The following is a 13,837-nucleotide window of genomic DNA, read 5'->3' as shown; positions in this document are numbered from 1 at the left end:
AGCGCGTTGTCTTGTGTCTGTCCGGGATTAAGTAACCCGCCGATGGCTTCTGCCAATGTAATGGATCTTTGAGGATGGCGAAATGCGCTCAGAATATGAGGACGCACGGGTGCGCAAAACAGCAAGTCAGCCAGTAGACGATTAAAGTTATCTTGCCCCTGAAGGCTCAGAACCTCCAAAAAAGGCATGCACAGCGTCGGGTTGCACAGATCGAGGCTGCAGCGGGTGGCTATGGCGGCCAGTACTTCAATGTCGTGGTCTGCGGTGGAGCTTAGCAGTTCGATCAAGGTCTTCTGCCGCAGTTCCAGCGCCTGGCATTGTGATAGCCCGCGCACCAGTGCTGCGATCAGAGACGTGTCCAGTTCATCCGGACCGCGCTGAGTTTCATCTCTGAGACGGGTTTGTAAGGCTTTGCCCAGAGCCCCATTGATGGCTTCATTCTCGAGGCACTGGCAAAGGCCGGTGAGCACAGGAGAGGGCATCTCGGGAATGGTCCGGATCAGGTCTGCCTGATGTTCTGGCCAGCGCACGGCAATGTCTGCCAGGCCCTGCATGCCGATGGCCTGCCACTGGCTGAGATCCGAGTTCAGATAGGCACACGCAGGATCGTAGAAACTGCTGGGTGGTTTACCCAGTAATCGATTCACCCGAGCGTGGATGGCGGCCTGACGCTCTGGTGATGGCGTGAACACGTAGGGGTTGCCTTCCAGTACAGCGGCCAGCTGTTTGCCCTGTTTACTGGCTTCAATATTGGAGCCCAGGGCGACCATCAATTGTTTGAGAAATTGATCACGTTCGGCAGGTACCAGTTTTGCCTGCTCGTCGAGCGGCAGTTTGATAAACCACAGCAGTGGAATTTCGGGGGTGTCTTTGTCCCAAAACAGCAAGCCAATCCAGGCATGGTGGAGATAGGGAGCCGGATAAGCGACGGCTTGTGCCTCAAATTGGGCGAAAGTGGCGGTGCTGATTTCCTGAATATGTCGGCCGAGGTCGAAGACACGTGTGGTCACGCCCATTTGGTCGAGTAACTGGCCAATACTGCTGATCATAATCGGGTCTTTGTTGTATGAGTTTCGAGGTTAATACGTGTGGACGGTTGGTCCGGATCAGTCATTTTACGTTTTTCCGGTCAGTGACTCCACGCATTTGCGGCGGCTGTTTTACCTGTTTTTGGAATCAGGCACCGCAACAGCGTTTGAATTTTTTGCCACTGCCACAGGGGCAGGGTGTATTGCGACCGGGTTTGGCGCCGCTGGTCGAGGTATCCACAGTCTCACCTTCCACGTAATACCAAAGACCGTCGATTTGAACAAAGTGAGACTTCTCACGATGCTGGCAGGGGGGTGTGCGGTGGGAATATTGTGAGCTGGCGGGGGAGGTTTCCGGGGTTCGGTAAAAGGCTGAAAACTCAACCCAGCCATCCGGATCGTCGGGGTTGCCATCGGTGGTGTCATGAATCACCAGACCGCACCAGTCCGATTCTTGCGCCCACTGTCGGATGGCATTGGGGTTCACTGGGCGTGGATCCGGGGCTTTCCAGGTTTTCACCAGATAATCTACGTCACACACCACGTGGGCGGTGTAGCGCGAGCGCATTAGCTGCTCTGCTGTCCGGGCAGGGCTGGCCCCCGTCAGTCGTGGTGAGCAACAGTCGGCAAACGCCGTATTGCTGCCACAGGGACACGGTTTCTGCGAATCCAGTGAAATAGTGGCAGATTGAGGGTTGGTATTGAGCATGAGCGGTGGTATTCCCCGGGCAAATTCGGTATTTTGGCAAGCCATTTTAACGCCGCCAGCCGCGACCGTCCTAACGGTTTTCTGAATGGCGGGCTGGTTTACGCCCTGTACCCTTTTGGCGTGCTTCCGGAATCTTTTGCAAAGCTGTTGAAACAATGACTCAATTTGATGATATTCGCCCCTATAACGACGAGGAAGTCGCCCCTGCCATTGCGCGTGTTCTGGCAGATCCGGAGCTGATCGGTGCGGTTGCCCGCTTGCGTTTCCCCCGTCTGGCGACCCGGGCGCCCTGGATTTTCAAGCCGCTGGTGAAATGGGTGTTGAGTCGGCAGTTGCGAGGCGTGTCATCCGTCGATGAGTTGCAACATATTGTGTCGCATTATCTGGACAGCATGATCGATCGCTGTGTGGACAATCTGACGGTATCCGGTCTGGACAAACTGGATCGCAACACACCCTATTTGTTCATCAGCAACCACCGCGATATTGCCATGGACCCGGCGTTTGTGAACTGGGCACTGAACAAGAATGGCTTTAATACGGTGCGCATTGCCATCGGCGATAACCTGCTGACCAAACCCTATGTGTCGGATTTGATGCGTCTGAACAAGAGCTTTATTGTGAAGCGGTCTGCCACCAGTGCCCGTGAGAAGTTCAAGGCGTCCAAACATCTGTCAGCCTATATCCATCATTCCATCCTGCAGGAAAAAAGCAATATCTGGATTGCTCAGCGCGAGGGGCGGGCGAAGGACGGTCTGGATGCGACCAATACCGCCATTATCAGTATGTTGGCTTTGAGTCGTCCGAAAACAACGCCGTTTGCGGAGTTTATTCGCGAGTCGAATATAGTCCCGGTGTCGATCTCTTATGAATGGGATCCCTGTGATGCGGCGAAAGCCAAAGAGTTATACTCTCATGCTGAGCATGGCAGTTATGAAAAAGAAGAGCACGAAGACGTGGCCAGTATTGCTGCCGGGATTGTCGGTCAAAAAGGCAGTGTTCACATTGCTTTTGGTGATGTGCTGGATGGAAACTTCGAAAACGCCGAAGAGGTGGCTCAGGAAATCGATCGTCAGGTATGGGAACGCTATGTTTTGCATCCGAGCAATCACCTGGCGTATGTACTGCTGAACGGGGAAGCGGCAGACCTTCCGGTCAGTGCAGACAATAAGCCATTTATCGAAAAAGAATACGATGAAGAAAAACAGCTGTTGAAACAGCGTCTGGACAATGTGCCAGCGACCCAAAGAGATATCTTTCTGGGGATTTACGCCAATCCTGTGGTCAGTCACCTGCGTGATTGATATCGCATCAACTGGATGCGCACAATTTGAAAATGACAAAAACACACTATGGGGGATGGAATGACTGCAGTAAAAGGGTTGAGTAGTTGGCGGATGTCTCTGCTGATACTGGCGTGGTTTTGTAGTCAGGGCAGTTGGGCAGACACGTTTGAAGTGGCTGACCGTGGCCTGTTGCGTTTGCCCTCGCTGGTCGGCGCGGTTCAGCTCGATCGTTTGACGATTGGGGAGTCGGGTAAATTACTCATTCCGGCAAGCATTACGGAACTCTATGTTGCCCAGCTGACCCTGAAGTCAGGAGCTAAAATCAGCATCGCTCCTCAGCCAACCCCTTTTGTTCTGAATATTCAACATGCGCAGATTGCCGATGGCAGTGTGATTGCAGCCTCGGGAGCCCATGGTTCTCGCGGTGAGTCGGGTGGTCACGGCACAGATCTGCGGTTGACCATTGCATCCGGCAGTCTTGCCAATTTGACGGTCGATGTCCGCGGTGGCGATGGTGGACAGGGCGTTCCCGGTGAGCCTGGAACGTCGGGCAAGAACGCTGCCTGTTGGGGGCGTGGCTCGCGCGACGGGCTGTCCGGTGGTAATGGCGGCGATGGTGCGCCAGGCGGTAATGGGGGGCATGTCGAGCTGGTATTGGGACAAGACCAATGGCTGGAAGTGATTGACGTGATGCTCAGCGGTGGCGCTGGCGGTCTGGCGGGCGAACCAGGAGCTGCCGGAAAAGGCGGCTCGCAAGCTGATTGCTGGCTCTATTCACTGGGTGATACTGGCAGCGACGGGCAACCGGGCGTAGCCGGCAAGCCCGCTCATGATGGACAGCCGGGTGTGGTTCGGGTTAATTAAGTCTAACTCTGACTTGGGCTGCAACTCGGGGAGAGTGCGGCAGCTTTCTTCTGTCTGTACTGGCCCCGGCTAAGAACAGCCAGACCCAGCACCATTAAGGCTAGAGACGCCGGAGAGGGGACGGCCACCGGTGATGATTGTGGTGCAGTTCCTATGCTGCCTGAAAGCACCTCAATGTTAGCAAGATCAAACCCGGCTGAGCCGCCTTCTGTATCTCGACCGACTACTTTGATTGCCTGTACAGGATCTGTGAAGCTGATGCTTGCGAGATCCATTGCCATAGAAATATTGCTGAAAACCGTTCCCAAAAATACAAAATCGATCAGGTTTGACGACACAAACACGTCGGCACTTTCAAGGTGTGCTCCGGCATCGTTGATGAAAAAGTCGGCACCAGCACCGTCGGTGATGGTTTCATCGGTAAAACCCAGAGTCACGTAAGAGCCGGTCGGCAGACTGAGAAAGTCGATCTTTTCCCCAGAGCCCTCAGGGTCACTACCTAACACCACACTGGTGGATGTCGCGATGGGGTAAACACCAGAAGTTGAGTCGATGGAATCGTTAACATGGCCTCCAAATGGGCCGCTCAGCCGGCCTGTGCCACTGTCAAAGTAATCCAGTACCACATCGGCGTACCCGATCAAACCGGCCTGAGCATGACTGAACGGCAGGCTGCAAAGTAGCAGTGTGGCATACAGATAATGTTTGGCCGAATGTGGAATCAACGTGGGCATAAATTCATCCTTGTTTGGTTGATGACCTCTCTATTGAGGTGTAAACATCGGTTTACACTCGTAATTCAACGCATTAACTATGCCGGAAATGACCTTTTCTTTTGAAATCAGCAGGTTGCGGTTTTGGCGCCCGATACTTGTTACGAGAAGAGGGCAATAATGACCTGTTAAAGGGAGGGTTTAAGGTGCAAGCACCAGAATGGGCACCTGGATCCACTCTGAGGGAAATAATGATGAGGGTGTCTTTGTCTGCTTTCCTAGGGGTTAAACTGGGTTGACGAGGGGGCGGCAGGCCTGAAGATCGTTACGTTTACCACCAGTATTTACCCCAGTTTTCCGGGTTGGCCCAGAATCTGGGGGTGTTCCACTCCCGCTTGTGGTTATAGCGATCCAAGTTGTAGCCATAGCATTCCAGAGCGGTTCGGGCGTCTTCATCCTTGATGAAGGCATGCAACCTTTGAAACCCCAGCCCAATCAGATTCAGGTTGGGCTGTTGGCTGTGGCCGGGTATCAGTAACCATATCGCGTGGGTATGCAGGTTGCGGATGCGAGCTACTGATTGCATGCCTTCCTCAGCGCTGGTGTGTTCCAGCCAGTCGGCGATCACTACACAATCGAAACGACCCAGCCCTTCCAGTTCGTCTGGGGTATGGATGTGTGTGAACTGGCAATCGTGGTGGTCGCACCATTGCTGCAGGGCGGTTTGATCGGTTTGGCTGCAATACAGCAGACTGGCGGGACGCTGCGTGTCCAATTGTTGTAGCAGCGCCTGCCAGGGAGATAGTTCAGTCATAGGATGACTATACCGTCCCTGGAATCCATCTCAAGCGTTTCTTCACATCCAGTAACTTAAACCTCTGTAGCACATCCTCACTCTATCGAGTCTGTGTTACTCAAAGACTTGCTGCTGTTGTCGCAGTAATGTTCGGGCAAACAGAAAGGCATCCTGAGGGTCGAACAACTCTTCATTGGGAAACAAAGGCTGGTTGCAGTCGCACCTCAAAAAGAGCTCGTCAGAGAAGCTGTAAGGGCTCAGCTGATCGATCAGATACTCCAGAGACTGGATAATGATCTCTTGCCAGTCGTCGCCTTCCAGCAAGGACAGGGGGCAATTAAACACCAGGTGTTCGATCATGGCACTGGTGGGCATCGCCAGATGAGGTTGTTCCAGGTGCAAATCGTTTCTCAGGTGGAGCAGGATTCGGGCAAGTTGCTTGTATTTGTTGTTGGCGGAATACGTATTGACCGCAGGCTCTAAAACAGCAGCGCGTACGTTGCCTTCAGGGTTGGGCAGTCCACTCACGGCAAAAATCTCCGGGTTTCAGTTATTGTTGTTGAGTGTCGCAATTGACGGCACTTGAGCGATGATGGTTCATCAGTCAGCCGTCGGACGGATGTGGGGCGAATCAGTGCCAGCCGTTATCCGGAAAACTCTTGTCGAGCAACGTGGCAAAGTCAAAAGTCGGGGGGGAAGAATTGGGTTTCGGGTGTGACGGGAGGGTTTGGTTGAGGTTGCGTTTTAAGCGCTTGATGACAGCGCCCATCACTTCGACGGTCTGATCCAGTTGATCGAGCGCGATCTGTATGTCTTCAGTCGACAGCGTGTTGTTTTGTGTGCGGTGTTCGTGACTCATTGTGTACCCCTTGGTTTATGGTTGTAACCATGAATACCGCGGACCAGGCCGCGAGTACTCGGGGGGATTAACTGCAGCAGCCACCCGCAGATGGCTGCTTAATCCCAGCGCAAATTGCCGGGTGTGTACGATTAAGAGCAGACTGTCTGATGACAGAGCGGTCAGGTCTTAATCCCAGCTCAGTGCGCCACCTGTTTGATACTCGATAACACGAGTTTCAAAGAAGTTCTTCTCTTTGCGCAAGTCCATGATTTCGCTCATCCACGGGAACGGATTTTGTACGCCCGGGAATTGCTCTGCCAGACCCAGTTGGGCCAGGCGACGATTGGCGATGAACTGCAGGTACTCTTCCATCATCGCAGCGTTCATGCCCAATACGCCGCGCGGCATGGAGTCGCGGGCGTAGGCGATTTCAAGTTCGGTGCCTTCCAGAATCATCTGAATCACTTCCTGCTTGAACTCTTCAGTCCACAGGTGAGGGTTTTCCAGTTTAATCTGGTTGATGACATCGATACCGAAGTTCAGGTGCATGGATTCGTCACGCAGGATGTACTGGAACTGCTCGGCAACACCGGTCATCTTGTTGCGGCGACCCATGGACAGAATTTGGGTGAAACCACAGTAGAAGAAAATCCCTTCAGTGACGGCGTAAAAACCAATCAGGTTGCGCAGCAGTTCCTGATCCGTTTCCGGCGTGCCGGTTTTAAATGACGGGTCGGACAGGCCGGAGGTGTGGTTGATGCTCCAGGCGGCTTTCTTCGCCACGGAAGGAATTTCACGGTACATGTTAAAGACTTCGCCTTCGTCCATGCCCAGAGATTCCACGCAGTATTGATAAGCGTGAGTGTGAATCGCCTCTTCAAACGCCTGACGCAGCAGGTACTGACGGGCTTCCGGGTTGGTGATGTGACGGTAGATGGCCAGAATCAGGTTGTTGGCTACCAAACTGTCAGCGGTGGAGAAGTAACCCAGTGAGCGCATGATGATGCGACGCTCGTCTTCGGTCAGGCCGTCTTTGCTTTTCCACAGGGAGATGTCGGCGGTCATGTTGACCTCTTGCGGCATCCAGTGGTTGGCGCAGCCATCCAGATACTTCTGCCAGGCCCAGTCGTATTTAAACGGCACCAGCTGATTGACGTCGGCGCGGCAGTTGATCATGCGTTTTTCGTCTACGGCAACACGAGCGGCGCCCATTTCCAGTTCTTCCAGACCCGGTGCAGGATCCAGTTCAGAAACGGCTTCACGAGCGCGAGCGACCGCACTGCCAACCGGTGCGGCAGGGCGATTGTTGGTTTCGGCCGGAGCTTCTTCGGCTGGTTGTGCTGGTGCAGCTTGCGGTGCAGCCTGTTGAGGGGCTGAAGGCTGTGGTGCTGTCTTTTGTGGTGCAATCGGTGGTGCAGTTGTCGCTTCGTCTTGGTAATCGTCCCAACTCAGCATGTTTCAAATCCTTAATGTTTGGTCTTTGTTATTGTTTTTCTGTGACGGTTTTTGCAATAGATCGTGTAGCAATCATTCTGTGTGTCATTGTCGGTTTGGTGTTGAAAGAAGAGGCGATGAACACCTCTCCTTTCAATCCCTGGCGGTCAGTTACTGACACGCCTCACAATCCGGGTCGTCCAGAGAGCAGGCCAGAGGTACTGGCGCTGCCTGCGGTTCTGCAGCTGGGGCGGCACTGGCCGCCGCTGGTGCTGCCGCTGCGGAGGAAACCGCATTCAGCGTGCCGCTTTCAATGGTGGACTTCTCGGTGGTGGTGGCTGACAGCGCACGCAGGTAATAAGTGGTCTTGAGACCGTGGAACCACGCCATACGATAGGTGATGTCCAGTTTCTTACCGTTGGCTCCGGCGATGTACAGGTTCAGACTTTGAGCCTGATCGATCCACTTTTGACGACGACTGGCGGCTTCTACAATCCAGCGCGGCTCAACTTCGAACGCGGTGGAGTAACGGGCTTTCAGGTCGGCTGGAATACGGTCGATCTTCTGTACAGAACCTTCGTAGTATTTCAGGTCATTGACCATGACTGAATCCCACAGGCCACGCTCTTTCAGGTCGCGAACCAGATACGGGTTCACCACGGTGAATTCACCGGACAGATTCGATTTCACGTACAGGTTCTGATACGTCGGTTCGATGGACTGCGACACCCCGGTGATGTTGGCAATGGTTGCCGTCGGCGCAATGGCCATCACGTTGGAGTTACGCATGCCCTGGGTTTTGACCTTCTCACGCAGGGTGTCCCATGCCAGAGTCTGGCTGCGGTCGACGTTGATGTACTGCTCGCCGCGGTTCTGTGCCAGTAACTCGATGGAGTCGATAGGCAGTGTACCTTTGCTCCACAGAGAGCCCTCAAAAGAGGAGTAGGCGCCGCGCTCTTTGGCCAGCTCGCTGGAAGCGTCAATGGCGAAAAAGCTGATGGCTTCCATGGAGCGGTCGGCGAACTCGACGGCGTCTTCAGAGCTGTAGGCGTAGCCCATTTTGTACAGCGCGTCCTGGAAACCCATCAGGCCGAGACCCACGGGGCGGTGGCGCATGTTCGAGGTGCGCGCCGCTTCCACGGAGTAATAGTTGATGTCGATCACGTTATCCAGCATACGAACGGCGGTGCGCACGGTGGTTTCCAGCTTGGTCATATCCAGCTGGCCGTCGACGATGTGTTGCGCCAGGTTGACAGAGCCCAGGTTACACACGGCGATTTCGTCACCGGCGGTGGTGTTCAGCGTGATCTCGGTACACAGGTTGGAGGAGTGAACCACACCAACGTGTTGCTGAGGACTGCGCAGGTTACAGGCATCTTTAAAGGTCACCCACGGATGGCCAGTTTCAAACAGCATGCCCAGCATTTTGCGCCACAGATCCACGGCTTTTACGGTTTTGAAAATCCGGACTTCACCGTTGGCTGCCTTGCGCTCGTACTCTTCGTATTTGTCCTGGAAGGCCTGACCGTAGAGGTCGTGCAGTTCAGGTACGTCGTTGGGCGAAAACAGGGTCCACTCTTTGTCGTCGAAGACGCGCTTCATGAACAGATCCGGTACCCAGTTGGCGGTGTTCATGTCGTGGGTACGACGGCGGTCATCACCGGTGTTCTTGCGCAGCTCGAGAAACTCTTCAATGTCCAGGTGCCAGGTTTCCAGGTACGCACAGACTGCGCCTTTGCGTTTGCCGCCCTGGTTAACGGCGACGGCGGTATCGTTGGCCACTTTCAGGAAGGGCACGACACCCTGAGATTTGCCGTTGGTGCCTTTGATGTAGGCGCCCAAAGAGCGAACCGGAGTCCAGTCGTTGCCCAGGCCGCCAGCCCATTTGGACAGCATGGCGTTGTCCTGCATGGCGCCGTAGATGCCGTGCAGATCGTCCGGCACGGTGGTCAGGTAGCAAGAAGACAGCTGCGGACGCAGGGTGCCGGCGTTGAACAGAGTCGGGGTGGAGCTCATGTAATCGAAAGAGCTCAGCAGCTTGTAGAACTCAATCGCACGCTCTTCGCGGTTGTCTTCTTCATAGGCCAGGCCCATGGCGACACGCATAAAGAAGATTTGTGGCAGTTCAAAGCGAACGCCTTCTTCGGAATGGATGAAGTAGCGGTCGTACAGAGTTTGCAGGCCCAGATAGCTGAATTGCAGGTCGCCGGAGGCATCCAGAGCCGCACCCAGCTTAACCATGTCGTAATCCAGCAGGTTGGGTGCCAGCAGTTGCAGCTCAACACCTTTCTGGATGTACGCTGGCAGTGCCTGAGCGTAGAGGGTTTCCATGTCGGTTTGGGTGGCGGTCAGGGCCAGGCCCATAAAGTTCAGCGCTTCGGTGCGCAGCTTGTCCAATAGCAGACGGGCGGTGGCGTAAGAGTAATTAGGCTCTTTCTCTACCAGGGTACGGGCGGTGATCACCAGTGAGGTGTTCACGTCTACCAGAGAGACGCCGTCGTACAGGTTGCGCATGGCCTCATCGAGAATCGCTTTCGGCTCAACGCCGGTCAGTCCGGCGCAGGCCTCTTGAACGATGGTGCGTACGCGGGCGATGTCCAGCGGCAGCAGTTGGCCATCGGGCATCACAACATTCAGCGACGGGTATTCAGCATCGGGTGTCACGACCTGATTGCTGGCTCGCATACGTGCGTGTTCTTCACGGTAGAGGACGTAGTCGCGGGCAATTTTCTGCTCACCGGAGCGCATCAGAATCAGTTCGACCTGATCCTGAATGTCTTCAATGTGGATGGTGCCACCGGAGGGCATACGGCGCTTAAACGTCGCTGAAATCTGACTGGTCAGTGAGGCAACGGTCTCATGTACGCGGCTGGAGGCCGCGGCAGTGCCGCCTTCAACCGCAAGAAAGGCCTTGGTCATAGCGACTGAGATTTTACTCTCGTCATAGGCAACAACGGTGCCGTTGCGCTTGATCACGCGCAGTTGACCGGGGGTGGTTGCCGCAACGGTGGTGCTGCTGGCAGGGCTCGCCTGGGGTGAGCTGGCTGGTGCTGAAGTTGCTGTCACATCAGAATCAGTGTGCATGTACGTCTCCGCGTATGGTGCATGGTTTTGTGGTTGTTATCGTGGTGTTACAACTTAAACCGGATCGGAATCTCGACAGAGGTCTGAGCTGCAGAAACAGCATTGCCACTATCGAGGCACCGGATCTGGAAAATCGGTACCGCTAATAAACGTGTTGTGTAATTAAATGGTGCGTGTTGTGCAAAAAATGTACTGACCGTAACGGCAAAACCAGAGAAGCGATGTTGCTTCGCGGTGCTCTTCGGGTGACACGGACGTGCCTTCTGGAGCGGTCGTGACTCAGGTACATTCATCACATACATGAGCTGCTCAAATACAATCGGTGTGGCCAGTCCGTTTGCTACAGTTCCGAGTATCTATGCCCCGCCTTGCGGCGGAGGAATCTGGACGGAAAACGCGTTTTAGGGCTTTCCCTTCGCTTGTCATGTGAGCTCTTCGCCTGCCACCTGTGCTGACTGTGCATTTTCAGAGCGTTGCCGTTAAAAAACCGGCTTTTCACTTGACACGCGCTTGTTCAGATCTGGTTGCCAAAACCCTATATATAGGGGTCGTTCAGTCGATGGGTACAAGATAAAGCGGTAAGGGCTGGATTGCAAGACGATAAGGTTGGTGATTTCTTGTGGATAAAATGTGTGTAAACCGCTGTGTCAGTAGTCGCTAATCTGTCAAATCAGGCGAGGCCTGTCTCGGGGGACAAAACGGCGCCGATAAAGCCCGTTATAACTTTTTTTCCTATAAGAAAACTTTAATATTTGTAACTCATCTTGTGGTTTTAATCTGGTGCACCACTAGATGTAGTGCTTTATCTCTGTGCAGGTTGATCTGTGGTTGATCAATGTCGCGTGTTACACTTTGCGCCAAATGAGGGCGTAAGGCATCTGGCGCCTGATTTATCCATAGAGCGCTGGCGTGTGTCGCAGAGGCTTCATGAAACTGTGGACAACTGGCGCTGGATAAGTCCTAATCCTGACTCTGGCAGCCTGGTGGAGGAGATGATTTGTGGGTGAGGTGATCAAGTTCAAACGGCCTACGGCTGCGGAAAAGCACAAGGGGAAAACCCTTTGTCGCAGTGGCTTCCACAAATGGAAAGTGGTGCAGGAAAAGCAGTTTGATGTGAAGCAGGGCAAGCTGGTGACTATTTATCAGTGCGAACGCTGTGGTGAGCGTAAAGTCAGAAGCGATTGATGGATCAGATGTGATTGACTGAATCGGGGTGGCTAACCGTTAGCCACCCCGATCCGGATTGGATCGGACACGTGAGCGATCAGTGCTCGTGCCCGCAGCCGCCGTCACCGTGAACGTGGCCGTGCTGAAGCTCTTCTTCGGTAGCGTCACGCACTTCCAGAACTTCCACGTCAAAATGCAGGTCAACACCTGCCAGTGGGTGGTTGCCGTCAATGGTGACGGTGTCGCCTTCGACATCGATGACTTCTACAACTTGCTGTCCAGCAGCGGTTTCAGCGTGGAACGCCATGCCCACTTCGATGGTTTCGATACCGCCAAACATGTCGCGAGGAAGTTCCTGAATCAGCTCAGGGTTTTTGTCCCCATAGCCTTCTTCAGAAGAGACAACGACTGAGATTTTGTCACCCGCAGCTTTGCCTTCCAGAGCGTTTTCCAATCCAGGTACCAGATTCTGGAAGCCCTGCAGATAGGCCAGAGGCTCTTGACCTTCTGAGCTGTCGAGAACTTCGCCCTGATCGTTCTTCAGGGTGTAGTGGATGCTAGCCACTTTCTTTGCTGTGATGGTCATAGTGTTGCCTTTGATTGATGCAGTTGACTGAAATCAGCGTCGCTGCGAGGGTTAAAGGCCTTTGACCGGAACTCCATTGAGTTCGGCAGAGGCCAGGTTGATTTCGTAGTGTTTACCGTCTTCTTCCCGTTGCTGGATTCGTACCAGCATGTGATCCCAGTCATTGGCCAGCCAGAGAATGGTAACGCGCTCGTTGTCGTCGCGGATACGTTTGACACGAGTGGTTTTCAGCTTGCCCAGAGGAGTGTCCAGCATTTCCTGTCCCTGGACTTCAAAATCGTAAGTTTTCAGGCGCCCGCCGTCAGCCACCTTGTAGCTGACCTTGTACTTTTTGTTGAGCATGTCGGTGCGCAGCTGCAGCTGGTAACCAAGCTTGTCCAAAGCGCCGTCGGGCAGGGACATGGTCCAGGGTTTGTCCTGAACATTGTTGACCACTTTGTTAGTGGCCCAATCGAAATTCAGTATGGCCTTGCGGTCGTAGCCCAGGCCACTGCGGTTGTAAAGGTAGTACTTGGGGATCAGGTGACCTTGTGGGCTCCAGTCAAACTGGCTGACTTCTTCGATAGTCGCCAGCCAGGATTTGGCGATAAAACGCAGTTCCATAGTGCCGTCGTCAAGGGCTTTCAGGGTGCGGGTGGCTTCGACACTCAGGCCGCTGTATTCGGCCGTGTAGATCGCGTGAAAAGGGTGCGGCAGTTCGGGTTTGGCTTGTTGAGATTTGCTGGGCTCGGGCTTGACCGGTTTGTTGTCAGCCAGAACTGAGGGGGTGACCAGGCTGCCGGCAATAAACAGGCACAGGCCTAGTAGGTTTCTCAGTGAAGATGTCCTTCTCAGGGAAGATGCCATGGGGGCTCCTTATCAGCGAGTTCTGTCAGTCAGTTGCCAAATCCTGTGGCAATCAGCTCGCGGGTGTTTGTGTGTCGCTCGAGTTTCTGGCACCCCGAGTGTCAACGATAAAGCCGCTGTCAGGCAGGGGAGCGTTGTCGAGCAGGCAGGCGCCATTATCCATGCGCAGGCGACCCTCGGCAAACCAGGCCACGGCCATGGGGTAGATGATATGTTCCTGCGCCTGTACCCGTTCGGCCAGGCTGGTGGCGTCATCATCGGATTCAATCGGAACAACCGCCTGAATCACGTTGGGTCCGTCATCCAGTACTGGTGTTACAAAGTGTACGCTAACGCCGTGGATGTCGTCTCCGGCATCCAGTGCTCGCTGGTGAGTGTGCAGTCCCTGATATTTGGGCAGCAGGGAGGGGTGAATGTTCAACATCCGCCCCAGATAATGCTGAGTGAAGCCCTCGGTGAGGATGCGCATAAAGCCGGCGAGTA

Annotated in this window: 14 protein-coding genes; 3 read left to right on the top strand and 11 right to left on the bottom strand. The window is 54.3% G+C overall.

All coding sequences use genetic code 11. From position 1 onward, the window contains the following. Positions 1 to 1,049 (bottom strand): DUF3549 family protein (locus ACTG33_RS12605; RefSeq protein WP_439135577.1); only part of this gene is annotated, 1,049 nt, incomplete at its 3' end. Positions 1,050 to 1,176: 127 nt separating this feature from the next. Continuing rightward, the gene (locus tag ACTG33_RS12600) at positions 1,177 to 1,782 is read right to left on the bottom strand and encodes a YchJ family protein (RefSeq protein WP_439135576.1); all 606 of its coding nucleotides are present in this window, start codon (positions 1,780 to 1,782) and stop codon (positions 1,177 to 1,179) included. A 110-nt stretch (positions 1,783 to 1,892) separates the two neighbouring features. On the opposite strand from ACTG33_RS12600, the gene ACTG33_RS12595 reads away from it, so the two are divergent. Both ACTG33_RS12595 and ACTG33_RS12590 read left to right on the top strand, forming a co-directional pair. Further along, positions 1,893 to 3,041: a 1-acyl-sn-glycerol-3-phosphate acyltransferase gene (locus ACTG33_RS12595; protein WP_439135575.1), complete on the top strand. Its 1,149-nt coding sequence runs from the start codon at positions 1,893 to 1,895 to the stop codon at positions 3,039 to 3,041. A gap of 60 nt (positions 3,042 to 3,101) precedes the next feature. Further along, complete coding sequence (locus tag ACTG33_RS12590) at positions 3,102 to 3,887, top strand: hypothetical protein (protein WP_439135574.1); 786 nt, start codon at positions 3,102 to 3,104, stop codon at positions 3,885 to 3,887. 2 nt (positions 3,888 to 3,889) lie between these two features. On the opposite strand, the gene ACTG33_RS12585 is transcribed toward ACTG33_RS12590, so the two are convergent. The 6 genes from ACTG33_RS12585 to ACTG33_RS12560 all read right to left on the bottom strand — a co-directional run bounded on the left by ACTG33_RS12585 (position 3,890) and on the right by ACTG33_RS12560 (position 10,755). Further along, positions 3,890 to 4,621, bottom strand: coding sequence for a hypothetical protein (locus tag ACTG33_RS12585; protein WP_439135573.1), 732 nt, complete (start codon positions 4,619 to 4,621; stop codon positions 3,890 to 3,892). Positions 4,622 to 4,931: 310 nt separating this feature from the next. After that, on the bottom strand, positions 4,932 to 5,414 hold the full coding sequence (locus ACTG33_RS12580; protein WP_439135572.1) for a DUF6231 family protein: 483 nt from the start codon (positions 5,412 to 5,414) through the stop codon (positions 4,932 to 4,934). A gap of 96 nt (positions 5,415 to 5,510) precedes the next feature. Then, positions 5,511 to 5,924, bottom strand: a complete 414-nt coding sequence (locus tag ACTG33_RS12575; protein ID WP_439135571.1) for a hypothetical protein — start codon at positions 5,922 to 5,924, stop codon at positions 5,511 to 5,513. 103 nt (positions 5,925 to 6,027) lie between these two features. Further along, on the bottom strand, positions 6,028 to 6,255 hold the full coding sequence (locus tag ACTG33_RS12570; RefSeq protein WP_439135570.1) for a hypothetical protein: 228 nt from the start codon (positions 6,253 to 6,255) through the stop codon (positions 6,028 to 6,030). Between the two features lie 168 nt (positions 6,256 to 6,423). Next, positions 6,424 to 7,692, bottom strand: a complete 1,269-nt coding sequence (locus ACTG33_RS12565) for a ribonucleotide-diphosphate reductase subunit beta (RefSeq protein WP_439135569.1) — start codon at positions 7,690 to 7,692, stop codon at positions 6,424 to 6,426. 150 nt (positions 7,693 to 7,842) lie between these two features. Further along, positions 7,843 to 10,755 (bottom strand): ribonucleoside-diphosphate reductase subunit alpha, encoded by a 2,913-nt coding sequence (locus tag ACTG33_RS12560; RefSeq protein ID WP_439135568.1) that lies wholly within the window; start codon positions 10,753 to 10,755, stop codon positions 7,843 to 7,845. A 999-nt stretch (positions 10,756 to 11,754) separates the two neighbouring features. Here ACTG33_RS12560 and ACTG33_RS12555 point away from each other — a divergent pair. Next, positions 11,755 to 11,940 (top strand): hypothetical protein, encoded by a 186-nt coding sequence (locus ACTG33_RS12555; RefSeq protein ID WP_439135567.1) that lies wholly within the window; start codon positions 11,755 to 11,757, stop codon positions 11,938 to 11,940. A 79-nt stretch (positions 11,941 to 12,019) separates the two neighbouring features. On the opposite strand, the gene ACTG33_RS12550 is transcribed toward ACTG33_RS12555, so the two are convergent. The 3 genes from ACTG33_RS12550 to purN form a co-directional block, all read right to left on the bottom strand. Then, a complete protein-coding gene (locus ACTG33_RS12550) occupies positions 12,020 to 12,508 on the bottom strand; it encodes an FKBP-type peptidyl-prolyl cis-trans isomerase (protein WP_439135566.1) in 489 nt (162 codons plus the stop codon). Between the two features lie 51 nt (positions 12,509 to 12,559). After that, entirely contained in the window at positions 12,560 to 13,354 is a 795-nt protein-coding gene (locus tag ACTG33_RS12545; RefSeq protein WP_439135565.1) for a DUF3108 domain-containing protein, read from the bottom strand. Positions 13,355 to 13,406: 52 nt separating this feature from the next. Beyond that, positions 13,407 to 13,837: phosphoribosylglycinamide formyltransferase (gene purN, locus ACTG33_RS12540; RefSeq protein WP_439135564.1), on the bottom strand; the 431-nt coding region annotated here is incomplete at its 5' end.

It is taken from the genome of Pseudomaricurvus sp. (assembly GCF_965662505.1).
Classification (GTDB): Bacteria; Pseudomonadota; Gammaproteobacteria; order Pseudomonadales; family Cellvibrionaceae; genus Pseudomaricurvus.
Note: the sequence above shows the minus strand (reverse complement) of the source record. Positions and strands in the feature narration are given on the sequence as shown.

Bases quoted from the DNA above. Each gene is read 5' to 3' on its own strand.
- ACTG33_RS12600 (WP_439135576.1), bottom strand. From the start codon at position 1,782: ATGGCTTGCCAAAATACCGAATTTGCCCGGGGAATACCACCGCTCATG.
- ACTG33_RS12595 (WP_439135575.1), top strand. From the start codon at position 1,893: ATGACTCAATTTGATGATATTCGCCCCTATAACGACGAGGAAGTCGCC.
- ACTG33_RS12590 (WP_439135574.1), top strand. From the start codon at position 3,102: ATGACTGCAGTAAAAGGGTTGAGTAGTTGGCGGATGTCTCTGCTGATA.
- ACTG33_RS12585 (WP_439135573.1), bottom strand. From the start codon at position 4,621: ATGCCCACGTTGATTCCACATTCGGCCAAACATTATCTGTATGCCACA.
- ACTG33_RS12580 (WP_439135572.1), bottom strand. From the start codon at position 5,414: ATGACTGAACTATCTCCCTGGCAGGCGCTGCTACAACAATTGGACACG.
- ACTG33_RS12570 (WP_439135570.1), bottom strand. From the start codon at position 6,255: ATGAGTCACGAACACCGCACACAAAACAACACGCTGTCGACTGAAGAC.
- ACTG33_RS12565 (WP_439135569.1), bottom strand. From the start codon at position 7,692: ATGCTGAGTTGGGACGATTACCAAGACGAAGCGACAACTGCACCACCG.
- ACTG33_RS12560 (WP_439135568.1), bottom strand. From the start codon at position 10,755: ATGCACACTGATTCTGATGTGACAGCAACTTCAGCACCAGCCAGCTCA.
- ACTG33_RS12550 (WP_439135566.1), bottom strand. From the start codon at position 12,508: ATGACCATCACAGCAAAGAAAGTGGCTAGCATCCACTACACCCTGAAG.
- ACTG33_RS12545 (WP_439135565.1), bottom strand. From the start codon at position 13,354: ATGGCATCTTCCCTGAGAAGGACATCTTCACTGAGAAACCTACTAGGC.